Below are 15,485 nucleotides of genomic sequence, written 5' to 3' on the forward strand. Positions count from 1 at the left end.
GTAAAGTTATTTTTTTTGAAGTTAACCCCCATAAAAATTGTCATAAAAATGACATCAGTACTGAATATTAGACGGTTACGGTATCCTGATTTTTAGGCGTCGTTGCCTTTCGACTCAAAAGTGTAGTATAATTTTTTTAAACTTTTTTTCAATAGGGTAAACCGATAAATTCCAATAATAAAAAAAATGGCACTAAATACTAAAGCTAACAAGGCTAGATATTTAAAATCTGGAAAATTCTTTAATTGAAAAAAAGCAATCCCTCCTAAAAGAAGATAAAGGGAAGATCTGATATAAGAAAGTAAGGTACGTTCATTAGCCAAGCGCGTACGTTCAATAGCCAAATAATCTCTAAGAATAATCTCTTGATCTGGTTTAAAATCCCTACCAAACTTTAACAATCTCATTTTTTTGAGGCGTAAAGGCTCTGGAACTATTTTTTTCATAACACTTTTTTATAAAATTAGATTAATTTTAGTTGGTTTCAAATTATCTCCTGATTACTTATCGAAATAAAATGTTAAAATACAGCCAATATCAATGTTCAAAACTCGCAAATTTTAAGTGTTTTAGTAATTTGCGTGTTATTAAAAAAGGCTTAAAACCGAAACTATGAAACTATATCCTATTGAATCTGGAAATTTCAAACTTGATGGAGGTGCCATGTTTGGTGTTGTGCCTAAATCCATTTGGCAACGTACCAACCCTGCTGATGCCAATAACATGATTGATATTGCTGCCCGTTGTTTGTTGATTGAGGATGGCAAGCGTTTGATTTTGGTAGATACCGGAATGGGGAACAAGCAAAATGATAAGTTTTTTGGCTATTATTATTTATGGGGTAATGATTCTATTGATAACTCGTTGAAACAACTTGGATTTCATCGGGATGACATCACGGATGTGTTTATGACCCATTTGCATTTTGACCATTGCGGTGGCAGTATTCAATGGAATAAAGACCGAACTGGATATGAACCGGCTTTTAAAAATGCACAATTTTGGAGCAATACGGAGCACTGGGAGTGGGCAACGCAACCCAACAATCGGGAAAAAGCATCATTTTTAAAAGAAAACATTTTACCAATGCAAGAAAGTGGGCAGCTTAGGTTTACGGAACTGCCAAAAGACAAACTTCTCAAAAATTCTGATCTGGGTTTCGATATCTTTTTTGCTGATGGCCATACGGACAAACAAATGATTCCCCTGATCAAATATCAAGGTAAAACTATCGCTTTTATGGCCGATTTATTACCTACAGTAGGACATTTGCCTTTGCCTTTTGTAATGGGATATGACACACGGCCGCTATTGACTTTAGATGAAAAGGAACAGTTTTTAAACACCGCGGCTGATGAGAACTATTATTTATTTTTAGAACATGATGCCCATAATCAAATTATTACCGTAAAACATACTGAAAAAGGGGTACGATTGCACGAAACCTTTACTACACGAGACATTTTTACAAATTAATACATAGACTTTATGAAATTATTTAAATCATTTGCTATTGCTGCAATTGCCGCAACCACGCTTTATAATTGTAGCTCATCTACAGGTGTCGTGTCTACGCCAGTTGAAAACATAGATACTCTACCCTTAAAAACGTCTGAGTTAACAGAGACTGAAAAGCAACATTGGGCCCATTTAGATCTTAAAAAGGATACCATTCCAGGGATGAGTGTAGATAAAGCTTACGATGAAATTATAAAAAACAGAAAGGGTGCTACCACCATAGTTGCTGTAATTGATTCGGGAATTGATATTGACCATGAAGATTTGCAAGGCGCCATTTGGAAAAATCCTAAAGAAATTCCTGGCAATGGAAAAGATGATGATAATAATGGTTATATAGATGATGTTTACGGCTGGAATTTTTTAGGCGATGCCTACAATGAGCAGTTGGAGTATGTACGTTTACTGGCCAGTGGCAATACCGCCCATCCAAGATATGCTGAAGCAAAAGCAGAACGGCAATCAGAATATGATAAATATGTGGGTATCAAAAGCAATTATGAGCAGTTTTTGCAACAAATTAAAAATGCTGATGATGCTTTAAAAAGAGAAACAAAAAAGGAAAATTACACCCAAGAGGATGTTAATGCCATTACCACTAACAACCAGACCTTACAACAATATGTTGCCGTTGCAAAATATGTTTACAGTTTAGAATTTGACAGTTTAAAAGATGCCATAAAAGAACTTAGTGATGGTTTGGTAGACATTACTGAGCGTTTAAATTACAATCTTAACGTTGATTTTAAAGGGCGCACTACGGGCGATAATCCTGACGATCTGACTCAGAAGTATTATGGCAACAACAACGTTAAACCTATAAAAGCTTCTGAAAGCCATGGGACACACGTTGCTGGTATTATTGCTGCTGTTAGAAATAATGGCAAAGGTGGAAATGGCGTTGCAAATAATGTAAAAATTATGAGCATTAGAGCCGTTCCCAATGGCGATGAGTATGATAAAGATGTGGCATTGGCCATACGATACGCAGCAGATAATGGGGCCAAAGTAATCAATACAAGTTTTGGAAAGTATTACTCACCTCATAGTGACTGGGTAAGGGATGCTATCGTGTATGCAGCGTCTAAAGATGTATTAATTGTAAATGCAGCCGGTAATGAAGGGACTGATTTAGACATAAAAAACGTGTATCCCAATGATGCGGTAGGTACAGGTCCTGAAGTGGCTGATAACTTTATCAGCGTAGGCTCATTAGATCCTAAATACGGATCAGGTTTGGTGTCAGGATTTTCAAATTACGGAAAAATCAATGTCGACATTTTTGCACCTGGCGGCGATATCTACTCCACATTTCCTGACAATACCTATAAAAGCATTGGTGGTACATCTATGGCATCTCCAGGAGTTGCTGGCATTGCAGCCTTAATTCGTTCTCAATATCCAAAATTGTCCGCACCACAGGTAAAGAAAATTATTATGGATTCAGGATTGGCCTTAACTACTAAAGTGATTGTTGGGGGAGATCCATCAAATGTCAAACCATTTGGTGCATTATCAAAATCGCAAAAAATCGCCAATGCTTACAATGCTTTACTATTAGCTGCTGAAGTAGCTAAAAACCTTTAATAAAAAAATATAAAAATGAAATTATTTAGTGCTCTAAGTCTCGGTTTCCTATTGGTAACGTCGTCATTTAATAGTCATGCGCAACAAGACACACATCCTAACCCATATTATTGGCAACAACATGTAGATTATACCATGGCTATTGATATGGATGTGAATACCTACAAATATTCAGGCACGCAAAAACTGGTCTATACCAATAACTCTCCTGATGTTTTAAACAAGGTGTTTTACCATTTGTATCCAAATGCTTTTCAACCGGATAGCGAAATGGATGCACGCTTAAAAAGTATTGCAGATCCTGATGGCCGTATGGTTAATAATTTAGGCACTAAAGCCGAGCCTAATTACGAAAGTAGAATCAGCAAGCTCGACCCTGACGAAATTGGCTATATCAAAGTTACATCCTTACTTCAAGATGGAAAACCTGTAACACATGAAACTCAAGGCACTATTTTAATGGTAACTTTAAATACACCTATACAACCGGGCGAAAAAACAACTTTTGATATGGTTTTTGATGCCCAAGTGCCGCTTCAAATCCGTCGTGCAGGTAGAAACAGTAAAGAAGGCGTCGCACTATCTATGGCGCAATGGTATCCTAAATTAGCTGAATATGATGATGAAGGGTGGCATGCTGACCCTTATATTGCAAGAGAATTTTACGGGGTATGGGGTGATTTTGATGTTAAGATTACCATTGATAAAAATTACATTATAGGTGGTACAGGCTACCTTCAAAACCCTAACGAGATAGGCCATGGCTATGAAACGGGAAAAGTAAAAAAACAGAAAGGCAAGACTTTAACATGGCACTTTAAGGCACCTAATGTGCACGATTTTACTTGGGCTGCTGATCCGGATTATATCCACGATACCCTCCAAATGGAAAATGGACCAACGCTACATTTTTTGTACAAAAGCACTATGCCAGCTGAAAAACTTGAAAATTGGAAAACATTACAACCCATTACGGCGCAATTGATGAATTACTTTAACACGCACATTGGAGAATATCCATATGATCAGTATTCAGTCATTCAAGGTGGTGATGGTGGCATGGAATATGGCATGAGCACGCTTATAGTGGGAGAAGGCTCTTTAAATGGCTTAATCAGTGTTACAGCGCATGAATTGGCGCATAGCTGGTTTCAATTTGTATTAGCTTCTAATGAAAGCAAACATTCTTGGATGGATGAAGGGTTTACCAGTTATATTCAAGATAGAGCCTTGGATGCCATTAGTGGTACCAATAGCGACAATCCGTATGCGGGTTCATACCGATCCTATATTGCCTTGGCAAAGTCAGATAGAGAACAACCACAAACCACCCATTCTGACCGCTATAACTATAACCGTGCCTATTCAATATCGGCTTATAGCAAAGGCACCTTATTTTTATCACAATTGGGGTATATTATTGGTGAAGACAACTTAAATAAAACCATCAAACGATATTATAAAGAATGGGCGTTTAAGCACCCAAAACCTATGGATGTAATTCGTGTGGCTGAAAAGGTATCGGGACTGGAACTCGATTGGTATTTAATGGATTGGACCCAAACCACAAATACTATTGATTATGCCGTTAAGTCAGTCGATTCAGTAGGAGAGAAGACCACTGTAACTTTAGAACGTATTGGATTAATGCCAATGCCTTTAGATATAGAAGTGACCTATGCAGATGGATCAAAAGCCCAATACAATATTCCATTGCGTATGATGCGTGGTGCAAAGCCAGTTGATACTAACACTACAGTATTGACAAATTGGGCTTGGGCACATCCAAATTATACCTTTGAAATTGCAAAACCTAAAAGCGAGATTACCACGATAACTATAGATCCGCGAGAATATATGGCAGATATTAACAGAGACAATAATGTGCTAACCGTAAATTAAGTTACCACTTCAAATCATAAAAACCGCTTTTAATAAAGCGGTTTTTTTATGAATCCTAATTACCTTTGGTGTCCTATGGAGCAGTCGTTTAAAAAAACAGAAAAACTTAAAAGTCAAAAGCTTATTGAAAAGCTTTTTTCTGAAGGGAAGTCGGTAGTGGCATATCCCTTACGATTGGTCTATTTGAAAACTAGTTTTGAAGACGCTGTTTTTGTAAAAGCAGGGGTTTCTGTTAGTAAACGAAATTTCAAAAAAGCTGTTCATAGAAACCGTATCAAGCGCTTACTAAGAGAGGCATATCGGCTTAATAAATCTACTTATTTTAACAACATTCCAGCCCAATATGCGTTTATGATTTTGTACATAGGAAAATCGGAGAGTGATTTCAACACGATTTCAAAAAAAATGAATACCTTATTAGACGCGTTTATAACAAAAGAAATACCCCCTAAATCTTAAATTTTTTGACCCCTATATTATGAAAAAGTTACTGACAAAAAAGATAGTACTTCCTATACTTATCGGTGTTGTGTTCCTTACCGGATCAGCATTTAAGAGTGATTTTTTTGAGATTGCTAAACAAATAGAAATATTCACCACCTTGTTTAAGGAAGTGAACATGAATTATGTGGACGAAACAAATCCTGCCGATTTAATGGATACGGCCATTAAAAGCATGCTTCAGGATTTAGATCCCTATACCAATTTTTACAATGAACAGGATGTAGAAGCTTCGCGAATAAATAATACCGGCGATTATACTGGTATAGGCGCCAGTGTATTGACTTTAAAAGATAAGTTAGTAATCATGGAGCCTTACAAAGGTTTTCCGGCCGATAAAGCAGGTTTAAAGGCTGGCGACGAAATTATAAAAGTGGATGGAACCGTTGTGGCCACTTTTAATGATGATGCAGGTAATTTATTACAAGGTACTGCCGGAACTACAGTGGACGTGACGTACCTGCGTCAAGGCAAGACACAAACTGCTACCATAAAACGGGAAGCTGTAGAAATTCATGCCGTTCCTCACCATTCAATGATAGATGATAAAATTGGTTACATTGTGTTACGTAAATTCACTGAAAAAGCATCGGCTGAAACTATTAATGCAGTGCGTATTTTAAAAAGTCAAGGGGCCAAACAAATTGTTTTGGACTTACGTGGAAATTTAGGCGGATTACTCAATGAAGCTGTGAATGTTACCAACATCTTCGTACCAAAAAATCAATTGGTAGTTACCACAAAATCTAAAGTAGATAAATACAATAAAACCTATTATACCCAGAAAGAAGCAATTGATACAGACATTCCATTAGTAGTGCTTATTGATGGTAGAAGTGCATCAGCAAGTGAAATTGTTGCCGGAGCTTTGCAAGATTTAGATAGAGCTGTGATTGTTGGTGCCAGAAGTTTTGGAAAAGGTTTGGTTCAACGCCCTAAATCTTTGGTGTACGGGACGCAAATGAAAATTACCATCTCACGGTACTATACACCTTCAGGTCGCTGTATACAGTCTTTAGATTATTGGAATAGAGATGATACTGGTAAAGCCACACGCGTTAAAAAGGAAAATTACACCGCCTTTAAAACTAAACGTGGACGAACAGTGTATGATGGTGGTGGCATACAGCCCGATCTAGAGTTAGACATCACTAAATTGAGTCCGATAACCACTGCCATTGTGAATGACCAACTGATTTTTGATTTTGCTACTGATTATTACTACAAACACCAGGTTAGCGATTTAAAGGATTTTAAACTCACCGACGACGATTTTAATGCTTTTAAAGACTTTTTAAAAAGCAAAAATTTTACGTTTGAAACCAAAACGGAAAAGGCATTTGATGATGCTATTGCGGTTGCAAAGGAAGAGGCATTGGACGAGGTTATCGATTCCAATTATACCAATCTCCTTAAATCCTTAAATAGTTACAAAACCAAAGCCATTGATCATAATAAGACCCAACTTATGGGATTGTTGTCTGAAGAAATTGTAAAGCGCTATTTTTATAGAGAAGGTATGTACACCTATTACATTGCCAACAATCCGGAGATAAAAACCGGGACTGAGATTCTAAAAAATCCATCCACCTATCTCAACTATCTAAAATAAAATCCATTTATCGAATAGAAAATTTAGTTGTTAATAAATTGGTTATATTTAGTCCATTAAGTGACTAAGTTATGAAAAACGTATTCCTTATAAGTCTTCTTTTCACCCATTTTTTATGGGCACAGGAAGAATTGAAACATGAAGTGTTTTTTGAAACTGACCAATTTGAAATTACTGAAACTGAGCAAAGTAGACTTTTAGTATTTCTTTCGGCCATTGAAAATATTGATATAGAGAAAATATCCATTTATGGCTTTACAGATGACAGAGGTAGCGCCTCCTACAACCTCGCACTATCTCAAAAAAGAGCCAATTCTATCAAAACCATCTTTTCTAACAATGAAGTGGATGAATCCTTGATAACCAACGTCGATGGAAAAGGAAAAATTCTACTCAAACTGATACAGGAAGAAAATATCAGTAAAATAAGGGGCTTAAACAGAAAAGTAGTCATTATTGTTTCTCCAGTGTTTCCTCCAAAACCAATCGTTGAACCAAAGGTAAAGACAGCTAAAGAAACCTTAGAAGGTGATATTAAAATAGGAGACAACATTGTGTTGGACAATATCCTATTTCAAACCGGCTATAGTTATCTACTTCCAGAATCAATAAAAACCTTAGAGGAAATTTCTAAAGTACTTTTAAAACGAGATGATATTTACTTTACCATACAAGGTCATGTATGCTGCACCCAAAATAGTAGAGATGCTATAGATAGAAAGACGAACAAGCGTAATTTATCATTAGCAAGAGCAAAACACATATATGACTATTTAGTAAAGAAAGGCATTGATTCCAAACGTATGAAATTTGTGGGGATGCGGCGTAAATTTCCATTAGGGGGTGAGGCCAAATATGACCGACGAGTAGAGATCTTAGTGACCTATGTCTCTGAAATTAATTAGTTTTTTAACATTGCAATATGCGGTATTCCATCTTCTAAATAGCCTTCTCCAATAGCTTTAAAACCCAAATTGTTATAAAAGCGCTCCAAATGTGATTGCGCAGAAATTTTAATTTTTGTTTCTCCAAACCACTGTTTAATCGCAGTAATGGATGCCTCCATAATAGCATAGCCGTACTTAAATTGGCGTTCTTCAGCTTTTACCAGCACACGCCCTATACTGGCATGTTCAAAATAATCATCCGGTTTAAAAATTCGTGTATAGGCTACTATTTCCTTGTTCTTAAAACCAAGCACATGCAACGCATTTTGATCTTTATAATCTAAATCTTGATAAACACAATTTTGCTCCACTACAAAAATTTCACTTCGCAATTGTAAAATGGCATACAACTCATCAGTGTGAAGTTCTCTAAACGATTTAGTAGTTATTTCCAACATTGCTTTTTTTATCTAAATTAGTCTTGAACGATGATTTCTTTGGGGTCCTGCTTATTATATTCTGGTTGAATATTGACATGGTTAATCTCAAATTGCTCGTGTAACAAGTTTTCAATATCGTGTAAAATTTGATCAAACTCGGATAAAGAAATATCTTCCTTAAATTCTAAATGCGCTTCCAAATGCAACTCATCATCATTCAAGCCCCAAATATGTACATGATGTAGTCTATTGACTTTAGGAAGTTGGTGCACTGCCCTTACCACATCTTTAATATCTATATGATCTGGTGTAAACAACATTAACATTTTTGACGACTTGATGAGCAAATCAAAACCAACCCAAATTAAATAGAGGGCTATTAAAAATGTCAGTACACTATCTACCCAATACCATTCATAAAACGTCATGAGCAATCCTCCAATCAATACTGCTACACTTGCCAACATATCCGTAAGTAAGTGCAAGTAAGCCGAGCGCATATTAAGATTGTGTTGAGCGTCCTTTTTTAGCAGTATTACGCTAAAACCATTTGCTACAATAGCAATTACTGCCAACCAAATTACCAAAGTGGTTTCAATAGGTTCAGGATGTTGAAAACGCTTAAAAGCTTCAATGATCAATAGAATTGCAATAATCACCAATGTAGAGGCATTGATAAACGCCGCCAAAATTTCAGCCCGTTTATAACCAAATGTTCTATGAAACGAGGCCTTTTGACGGGATAATTTAGAGGCTACGTAAGTAACAATTAATGAAATGACATCACTAAAATTATGCAGCGCATCACTCAGCAAAGCCAAACTCCCAGACACAACGCCACCAATTATTTGTGCGCCGGTAATGAGAATGTTCAGCAAAATAGAAATGACTAGATTTCTATCCTTCTTATAGTGATGTGAATGTTTAAGGCCCATGAATTAATGTGCCACTGGGATCTTTTTTACACGGTTTTCATGACGTCCACCTTCAAATGCAGTCTCAATAAAAGTATCTACCATCTCAATAGCTTGTTGAAGCGCTGTAAAACGCGATGGAATACTTAAAATATTAGCATTATTGTGTTGTCTCGCCAAGGCTACAATTTCCTTATTCCAGCATAGGGCAGAACGCACTCCTTGGTGTTTGTTTGCCGTCATATTTGCACCATTACCGCTGCCGCAAATAATAATTCCGAAATCTACAAGCTTATCTTCAACATCTTGTGCCACCGGATGCACAAAATCTGGATAATCTACACTCTCATTACTGTTAGTACCGTAATTTTTAACCGAGAAATCTTTCTTTTCTAAATGCTTTATAATAGCCTCTTTATACTCAGTACCTGCGTGATCATTACCAATTGAAATTTTCATATGTGTTGTGTTTTATTAAGCGTATAAAGTTACTAAATGCTTGTAAATAATAGGATATAATTATACATCTATATAAAGGACATTGATAGATGTTAACAAGCGTTAAAGTTCTATTCATTACTTGTTGATATCTTGTAACTATTATGTAACATTAATATTTTTATAATTCAGATTTTTTTACAATCAAATCCAGAACCATTAATTCCTAAAATTTAACCCACTTTTTTCTGTCAACTTATCAGTATCAAAACATAGTTCTGTGAACATCCATTTATAATAATATTATCATGAATTTACTATAAACATTGGTTATCAACAGCTGTTAATAAGGTTTTAAATAGTACTTACACTCAACATCTTCCAAGCATATAACCTGTTCATTTCATCCTAACAAAATGTCAATTAGCAACTTTCAAAACAAAACCAAAAAAAGTTATAACGGTTATTAACACCCCATCATAAACATCATTTTTTTTTAAAATTTAAAATAAAAGCTAATTATAATATATACTAATGTGGATAACTGTTTTTAAAGTTTGAATTGACGATATAAAATATTTGGAATGACAGACTTTTCTTAAATTTGATATAAAGGAAACTTAGGTTTAATATATAAATTGTAGTTTTGTAAAAACTTAATTACCAATCTTCTCCTTTAATTGAGTTACAAATAACAGAATTTCGCTTAACTTTAGAAATTCCATATGATTACATTATAAATGACAAAAAAAAGAAGAAAGGGATCATCAAATAAGATTCCTAACCTAACAAATACAATTCTAAGTATTTTAAAAAAAGATAGAAACCAATCCTTTAATTATAAACAAATAGCTGCTAAACTTGACGTCAATGACGCTTCCAGCAGAAATCAAATTATAAAGAAACTTCAAGAATTACTTGCAAAAAAGGAAATTGAAGAAACCGAACGTGGCAAATTTAAAGCCGTTATTAACACTGAATACCATACTGGAATCTTAGACATGGCTTCTAAAGGTTCAGGCTATATTATTAGTCCTGATTTTGAAGAAGATGTTTTTATCTCTTCAAATAATATAAACAAAGCCCTTAATGGCGATGAGGTTGAATTTTACGTCTACAAACGTCGAAACCGAGGTAAGTTTGAAGGAGAGATTACAAACATCATTAAACGTGCTAAAAACGATTATGTAGGGGTTATACAAATTCATGATAACTACGCCTTCGTTGTGGTAAACGGTAACAAAATGTATACAGATATTTTTGTACCCATCAATAAAATCAACAAAGCTGAAGACGGTGATGTTGTATTGGTTTCGTTGGAAAGTTGGGATAAAAATGAAGACTCGCCAAAGGGTACGGTTTTAAAGGTTTTAGGAAAACCTGGAGAGCACAATACTGAAATCCATGCAATTTTAGCAGAATACGGGCTTCCGTATGAATTTCCTCCAGAAGTGGAAGAATATGCCAATAACCTTGATACGTCTATCAACGAAGCCGAAATTGCCAAACGTCGTGATATGAGAAAAACCCTCACCTTTACGATAGATCCAAAAGATGCTAAAGATTTTGATGATGCCTTATCGTTTGAAATTTTGGACAATGGCTTATTTGAAATCGGAATTCATATTGCTGATGTTTCGCATTATGTACAGGAAGGCACCATTTTAGATGATGAAGCTTATGAACGGGCTACGTCAGTATATTTGGTAGATAGGGTAGTACCTATGCTGCCGGAAGTGTTATCCAACAATGCTTGTTCCTTACGTCCTAATGAGGAAAAATATACATTTTCGGCTGTATTTCAAATGAATGACAAAGCGGAGATTAAGTCGCAATGGTTTGGAAGGACAGTAACCTACAGTGATGCTCGTTTTGCCTATGAAGAAGCACAAGCCATCATTGAAACTAAAGGTACACATATCCCTGAAGACATATCAATTACAGGTAAGGCGTATGATACTCCTCAAGAGGTAGCAGATGCTGTGTTAAAAATGGACGATCTGGCCAAGATTATGCGTCGTGAACGTATGAAAGATGGCGCCATTTCTTTTGACAAAGTTGAAGTTAAGTTCAATCTGGACGACCAGGCAAATCCAATTGGTGTGTTCTTCAAAACCAGTCAGGATGCCAATAAATTGATTGAAGAGTTTATGTTGTTGGCCAATAAAAAAGTGGCGGAATATATCGGAAAGCAATCGCCTAAAAAAACGTTTGTATACCGTGTTCATGATGAGCCCGATGCTACAAAATTGGCAACCTTACAGGGTGTAGTTTCTAAATTTGGTTACAAATTAAATTTTAAGGATCGGAATAGTATTTCTGCTTCCTTAAACGGCATGTTAAAAGACGTGCAAGGAAAAGCTGAGCAAAATTTGGTAGATACTTTAACTATTAGAACCATGAGTAAAGCGGAATATACGACGCACAACATTGGTCATTATGGTTTGGCATTTGATTATTACACACATTTTACTTCACCAATTAGACGATATCCGGATGTGATGGTGCACCGTTTGTTGCAACGTTACCTAGATGGCGATAAATCAGCCAACGAAGCCATTTACGAAGAGCGATGCAACCATTCCAGTAACATGGAAAATCTGTCTACAAAAGCAGAACGTGATTCCATTAAATACATGCAAATTAAGTTTATGGAAAACCATAAAAATGAAGAATTTGTCGGCGTCATTTCAGGGGTTACAGATTGGGGAATTTATGTTGAAATTGTTTCCAATAAATGTGAAGGGATGGTCTCTGTAAGAGATATGAATGATGATCATTATCAATTTGATGAATCAGAATACGCTTTGGTTGGTAAAAAATCTGGCGTGAGTTATCAACTTGGTGAAGAAGTTGTGGTTAAGGTCAAAAATACTGACTTGGTTAAAAAACATCTCGATTTTACGTTGGTAGGAAAACCTCAAATCATAGAACTGTAACAATTTTAAAACTGCTTCTACAGATATTATAAATAACAACATATGATTCTTACCACTACCAACGAAATAGAAGGCTTTCGAATTTTGGAATACAAAGGCATCGTCTCTGGAATTTCAGTCAACATGCAAAAAATGAGTATTTCCTTCAATATGGAAAAGTACTATGCAGGAATTTCTGAAACGATGAGCCAGGTTAAGGAGCAAGCATTTCAGGAATTAAAGGACAATGCCAGAAATTTAAATGCAAACGCTATTGTGGGCATTAAAGTAGACATGGAGGTCACCGCCAATAACTACATCGCTGTATCGGTAACCGGTACTGCCGTTTCTGTGGCCTAAATTTTATGTTTTATTTATCAAATGCTATGGTTTGAAACTGCCTTCAAATTCTTAAATTGAAGGTAGATATGTACATTTTAATTTATAAAATATAATAGACTAATTATGAAAATAGTAGTGATGATGATGACCCTTTTATTAGGGGTACAATCTATAGCCCAAGACGGTATAGAAAAAAATATTGGTGATTTTGATGAGCTTAAAGTTTATGATTTAATCAATGTTACTTTGGTAAAATCTAATAAAAATAAAGCCATCATAACAGGAGACCACAAAAGTGATGTAGAGTTAATCAATAAAAATGGAATCTTAAAAATTAAGATGCGTCTCGGCGAAAAGTTTGATGGAAATAAGACAAATGTCACCCTATATTGCAAGGACATTTCCGTTATTGATGTTAATGAAGGTGCCTATGTGAACTCTGAAGACACTTTTAAGCAACATAAAATGGAATTAAGGGCTCAAGAAGGTGGTATTATAAAACTCCACTTAAAAGTAGCGGAAATTGAAGTTAAGGCTGTCACAGGTGGTGAGGTTAAGGTATCAGGGAAGGCTGACAGACAAGATATTTCTATTAACACTGGCGGAATTTTTTCTGGTAAGGACTTAAAGAGTGAAACGAGTTATGTAACCATAAGAGCTGCTGGAGAGGCACATATCAATGCTTCAAAATTGGCAGATGTTAAAATTAGGGCAGGTGGCGATGTATTTATTTACGGAAATCCTGAGAAAGTAAATGAGAGTAAAGTATTGGGTGGACGTATTAAACTTATGGATTAAAGAACTTTCTTTTTTTTAGTTGCTTGATACTGAGTAAACACATGTTATTGATCAGGTTTTAGAAAACCTTGAAGCTACTTAAAAGTGAAATTTTTATGTAGCTTTGTTGAAACCACGTTTTATGTTTGACGACATTTTATCGGCAATTCCGTTTGGATTTATATTGGCTTTTACCATTGGGCCAGTATTTTTCGTGCTTTTGGAAACGGGTGCAACAAAAGGGTTTAAAAGTGCCTTAATCTTCGATTTGGGTGTGATGCTGGCCGATGTATTATTTATTATCGTGGCCTTCTTCAGTACTAATAAATTACTCGATAAAATTAAGGATGATCCTAACTTTCTTGTGTTTGGAGGGGTTATTTTAGTGGTTTATGGTATAATCAGCTTCACAAAAACTTCAAAATCCTTTCGGTCTATAGTCAGGGAATACCATAAAGTAGAGCTTCAAAAAAATTATGGAAAGCTCTTTCTGAAAGGATTTTTATTAAACTTCATTAATATTGGTGTGTTAGTAGGATGGGTAGGGTTTATTATCATTGCCAATTCATTTACAGAAACCAAGGGCGGGGTTATTGTTTTTTTGAGTACCATTTTGATCACGTATTTTATCATCGACATTTTTAAAATTTTGATTGCTAAAAAACTAAAGAATAAACTTACACCACGACTTATTTTTAAGACCAAAAAGATAATTGCTTTGGTCATTTTAGGCTTTGGTGTGTTACTGCTTTCTCAGGCATTCTTCCCAAAGGAAAAGGAATTGCTAAAGGATCGATTGGAACAAATCAACCCTTTTGAAACCGAATAAGTTCTAGGTATACGCAACCATTCGGAAATATTACCATCTTCTTAGAAACCTTACCTTATGAAAAAAGTACTCTTTTTAGTAGTGGTTACATTTTTATGTTCTGCTTGTAGCTCTGATGATGATGCCTTGGAAACAGGCGATTATCTTATTTTCGGTCATTATTATGGCATGTGTGCCGGTGAAGATTGTGTAGAAATATTCAAGCTTACTGACACCAAACTCTACGAAGATACCAATGATAATTATAGTTTGGAGAACTTAAAATTCCGTGAGATGGATCAAGCTACTTTTGAAAAAGTTAAAGATTTACTTACTGCATTACCTGAGGAATTATTTACAGACGATACAACTACTTTTGGTTGTCCTGATTGTGCTGATGGTGGCGGATTGTACATTCAACGCTCTGTAAATGGCACGGTATGTACCTGGAATATTGATCAAATAAAAGAAAATGTTCCTGAATATCTTCATGATTTTATTGATGAAGTAAATGAAAAGATTGGACTGATCAACAATCCCTAGAGTGCAAAATAGCCCAATCCGTGTTACCAGCGTTTAAGATTAAAAATTAGGACCTGGTTTTTGTTGAAAAATATACCTGAGCTTTACACTAAATTATAACGGCCATATATTTCCATTTAACAAACTATTAATGGCAGTATGTTGAATACCATTCGCAATAGGTATTAGTTCTTTGTTCTCAAAAACGAGGGGGTCTTGATTCGCCTTTATACATTTTGAACATTCATGTTGTAGAAGATACAGATTTACGTTAAAGTGAAACAATATTTTATTTTCTTTAAATGAACTAAGAATGTCA

15 protein-coding genes are annotated in these 15,485 nt (G+C 35.4%); 11 read left to right on the top strand and 4 right to left on the bottom strand.

The window, feature by feature from the left end:
• Nucleotides 1-92: 92 nt before the first annotated feature.
• Nucleotides 93-446, bottom strand: coding sequence for a DUF202 domain-containing protein (locus BXY82_RS04455; protein ID WP_394345924.1), 354 nt, complete (start codon nucleotides 444-446; stop codon nucleotides 93-95).
• Nucleotides 447-612: 166 nt separating this feature from the next.
• On the opposite strand from BXY82_RS04455, the gene BXY82_RS04460 reads away from it, so the two are divergent.
• The 6 genes from BXY82_RS04460 to BXY82_RS04485 all read left to right on the top strand — a co-directional run bounded on the left by BXY82_RS04460 (nucleotide 613) and on the right by BXY82_RS04485 (nucleotide 8,025).
• Nucleotides 613-1,476: an MBL fold metallo-hydrolase gene (locus BXY82_RS04460; RefSeq protein WP_133756960.1), complete on the top strand. Its 864-nt coding sequence runs from the start codon at nucleotides 613-615 to the stop codon at nucleotides 1,474-1,476.
• Between the two features lie 12 nt (nucleotides 1,477-1,488).
• Entirely contained in the window at nucleotides 1,489-3,105 is a 1,617-nt protein-coding gene (locus tag BXY82_RS04465; protein WP_133756961.1) for a S8 family peptidase, read from the top strand.
• Nucleotides 3,106-3,120: 15 nt separating this feature from the next.
• Entirely contained in the window at nucleotides 3,121-5,007 is a 1,887-nt protein-coding gene (locus BXY82_RS04470) for a M1 family metallopeptidase (protein WP_133756962.1), read from the top strand.
• Nucleotides 5,008-5,055: 48 nt separating this feature from the next.
• Nucleotides 5,056-5,466, top strand: a complete 411-nt coding sequence (gene rnpA, locus BXY82_RS04475; RefSeq protein ID WP_394345925.1) for a ribonuclease P protein component — start codon at nucleotides 5,056-5,058, stop codon at nucleotides 5,464-5,466.
• A gap of 19 nt (nucleotides 5,467-5,485) precedes the next feature.
• Nucleotides 5,486-7,120 (top strand): S41 family peptidase, encoded by a 1,635-nt coding sequence (locus BXY82_RS04480; protein WP_133756963.1) that lies wholly within the window; start codon nucleotides 5,486-5,488, stop codon nucleotides 7,118-7,120.
• A 71-nt stretch (nucleotides 7,121-7,191) separates the two neighbouring features.
• A complete protein-coding gene (locus BXY82_RS04485; protein WP_133756964.1) occupies nucleotides 7,192-8,025 on the top strand; it encodes an OmpA family protein in 834 nt (277 codons plus the stop codon).
• Here BXY82_RS04485 and BXY82_RS04490 read toward each other — a convergent pair.
• The 3 genes from BXY82_RS04490 to rpiB are packed head-to-tail and all read right to left on the bottom strand — an operon-like array spanning nucleotide 8,022 to nucleotide 9,820.
• A complete protein-coding gene (locus BXY82_RS04490; RefSeq protein ID WP_133756965.1) occupies nucleotides 8,022-8,465 on the bottom strand; it encodes a GNAT family N-acetyltransferase in 444 nt (147 codons plus the stop codon). The genes BXY82_RS04485 and BXY82_RS04490 overlap by 4 nt on opposite strands.
• Before the next feature lie 17 nt (nucleotides 8,466-8,482).
• Nucleotides 8,483-9,382, bottom strand: a complete 900-nt coding sequence (locus BXY82_RS04495; RefSeq protein WP_133756966.1) for a cation diffusion facilitator family transporter — start codon at nucleotides 9,380-9,382, stop codon at nucleotides 8,483-8,485.
• A 3-nt stretch (nucleotides 9,383-9,385) separates the two neighbouring features.
• Nucleotides 9,386-9,820, bottom strand: a complete 435-nt coding sequence (gene rpiB / locus BXY82_RS04500; protein WP_133756967.1) for a ribose 5-phosphate isomerase B — start codon at nucleotides 9,818-9,820, stop codon at nucleotides 9,386-9,388.
• Nucleotides 9,821-10,539: 719 nt separating this feature from the next.
• Here rpiB and rnr point away from each other — a divergent pair.
• From rnr to BXY82_RS04525, 5 genes are all read left to right on the top strand, one after another.
• Complete coding sequence (gene rnr, locus BXY82_RS04505) at nucleotides 10,540-12,738, top strand: ribonuclease R (protein ID WP_133756968.1); 2,199 nt, start codon at nucleotides 10,540-10,542, stop codon at nucleotides 12,736-12,738.
• A gap of 42 nt (nucleotides 12,739-12,780) precedes the next feature.
• Entirely contained in the window at nucleotides 12,781-13,077 is a 297-nt protein-coding gene (locus tag BXY82_RS04510; protein WP_133756969.1) for a YbjQ family protein, read from the top strand.
• Between the two features lie 105 nt (nucleotides 13,078-13,182).
• Nucleotides 13,183-13,857, top strand: coding sequence for a head GIN domain-containing protein (locus BXY82_RS04515; protein ID WP_133756970.1), 675 nt, complete (start codon nucleotides 13,183-13,185; stop codon nucleotides 13,855-13,857).
• Nucleotides 13,858-13,978: 121 nt separating this feature from the next.
• Nucleotides 13,979-14,665, top strand: a complete 687-nt coding sequence (locus tag BXY82_RS04520; protein WP_133756971.1) for a LysE family translocator — start codon at nucleotides 13,979-13,981, stop codon at nucleotides 14,663-14,665.
• A gap of 57 nt (nucleotides 14,666-14,722) precedes the next feature.
• Nucleotides 14,723-15,187, top strand: coding sequence for a hypothetical protein (locus tag BXY82_RS04525; RefSeq protein WP_133756972.1), 465 nt, complete (start codon nucleotides 14,723-14,725; stop codon nucleotides 15,185-15,187).
• The last annotated feature ends 298 nt before the right edge of the window (nucleotides 15,188-15,485 follow it).

This window comes from Gelidibacter sediminis, from assembly GCF_004364975.1.
Classification (GTDB): Bacteria; Bacteroidota; Bacteroidia; order Flavobacteriales; family Flavobacteriaceae; genus Gelidibacter; species Gelidibacter sediminis.

Bases quoted from the DNA above. Each gene is read 5' to 3' on its own strand.
- BXY82_RS04520 (WP_133756971.1), top strand. From the start codon at position 13,979: ATGTTTGACGACATTTTATCGGCAATTCCGTTTGGATTTATATTGGCT.
- rnr (WP_133756968.1), top strand. From the start codon at position 10,540: ATGACAAAAAAAAGAAGAAAGGGATCATCAAATAAGATTCCTAACCTA.
- BXY82_RS04490 (WP_133756965.1), bottom strand. From the start codon at position 8,465: ATGTTGGAAATAACTACTAAATCGTTTAGAGAACTTCACACTGATGAG.
- BXY82_RS04485 (WP_133756964.1), top strand. From the start codon at position 7,192: ATGAAAAACGTATTCCTTATAAGTCTTCTTTTCACCCATTTTTTATGG.
- BXY82_RS04480 (WP_133756963.1), top strand. From the start codon at position 5,486: ATGAAAAAGTTACTGACAAAAAAGATAGTACTTCCTATACTTATCGGT.
- BXY82_RS04510 (WP_133756969.1), top strand. From the start codon at position 12,781: ATGATTCTTACCACTACCAACGAAATAGAAGGCTTTCGAATTTTGGAA.
- rpiB (WP_133756967.1), bottom strand. From the start codon at position 9,820: ATGAAAATTTCAATTGGTAATGATCACGCAGGTACTGAGTATAAAGAG.
- BXY82_RS04525 (WP_133756972.1), top strand. From the start codon at position 14,723: ATGAAAAAAGTACTCTTTTTAGTAGTGGTTACATTTTTATGTTCTGCT.
- BXY82_RS04465 (WP_133756961.1), top strand. From the start codon at position 1,489: ATGAAATTATTTAAATCATTTGCTATTGCTGCAATTGCCGCAACCACG.
- BXY82_RS04470 (WP_133756962.1), top strand. From the start codon at position 3,121: ATGAAATTATTTAGTGCTCTAAGTCTCGGTTTCCTATTGGTAACGTCG.
- BXY82_RS04515 (WP_133756970.1), top strand. From the start codon at position 13,183: ATGAAAATAGTAGTGATGATGATGACCCTTTTATTAGGGGTACAATCT.
- BXY82_RS04460 (WP_133756960.1), top strand. From the start codon at position 613: ATGAAACTATATCCTATTGAATCTGGAAATTTCAAACTTGATGGAGGT.
- BXY82_RS04455 (WP_394345924.1), bottom strand. From the start codon at position 446: ATGAAAAAAATAGTTCCAGAGCCTTTACGCCTCAAAAAAATGAGATTG.
- BXY82_RS04495 (WP_133756966.1), bottom strand. From the start codon at position 9,382: ATGGGCCTTAAACATTCACATCACTATAAGAAGGATAGAAATCTAGTC.
- rnpA (WP_394345925.1), top strand. From the start codon at position 5,056: ATGAATCCTAATTACCTTTGGTGTCCTATGGAGCAGTCGTTTAAAAAA.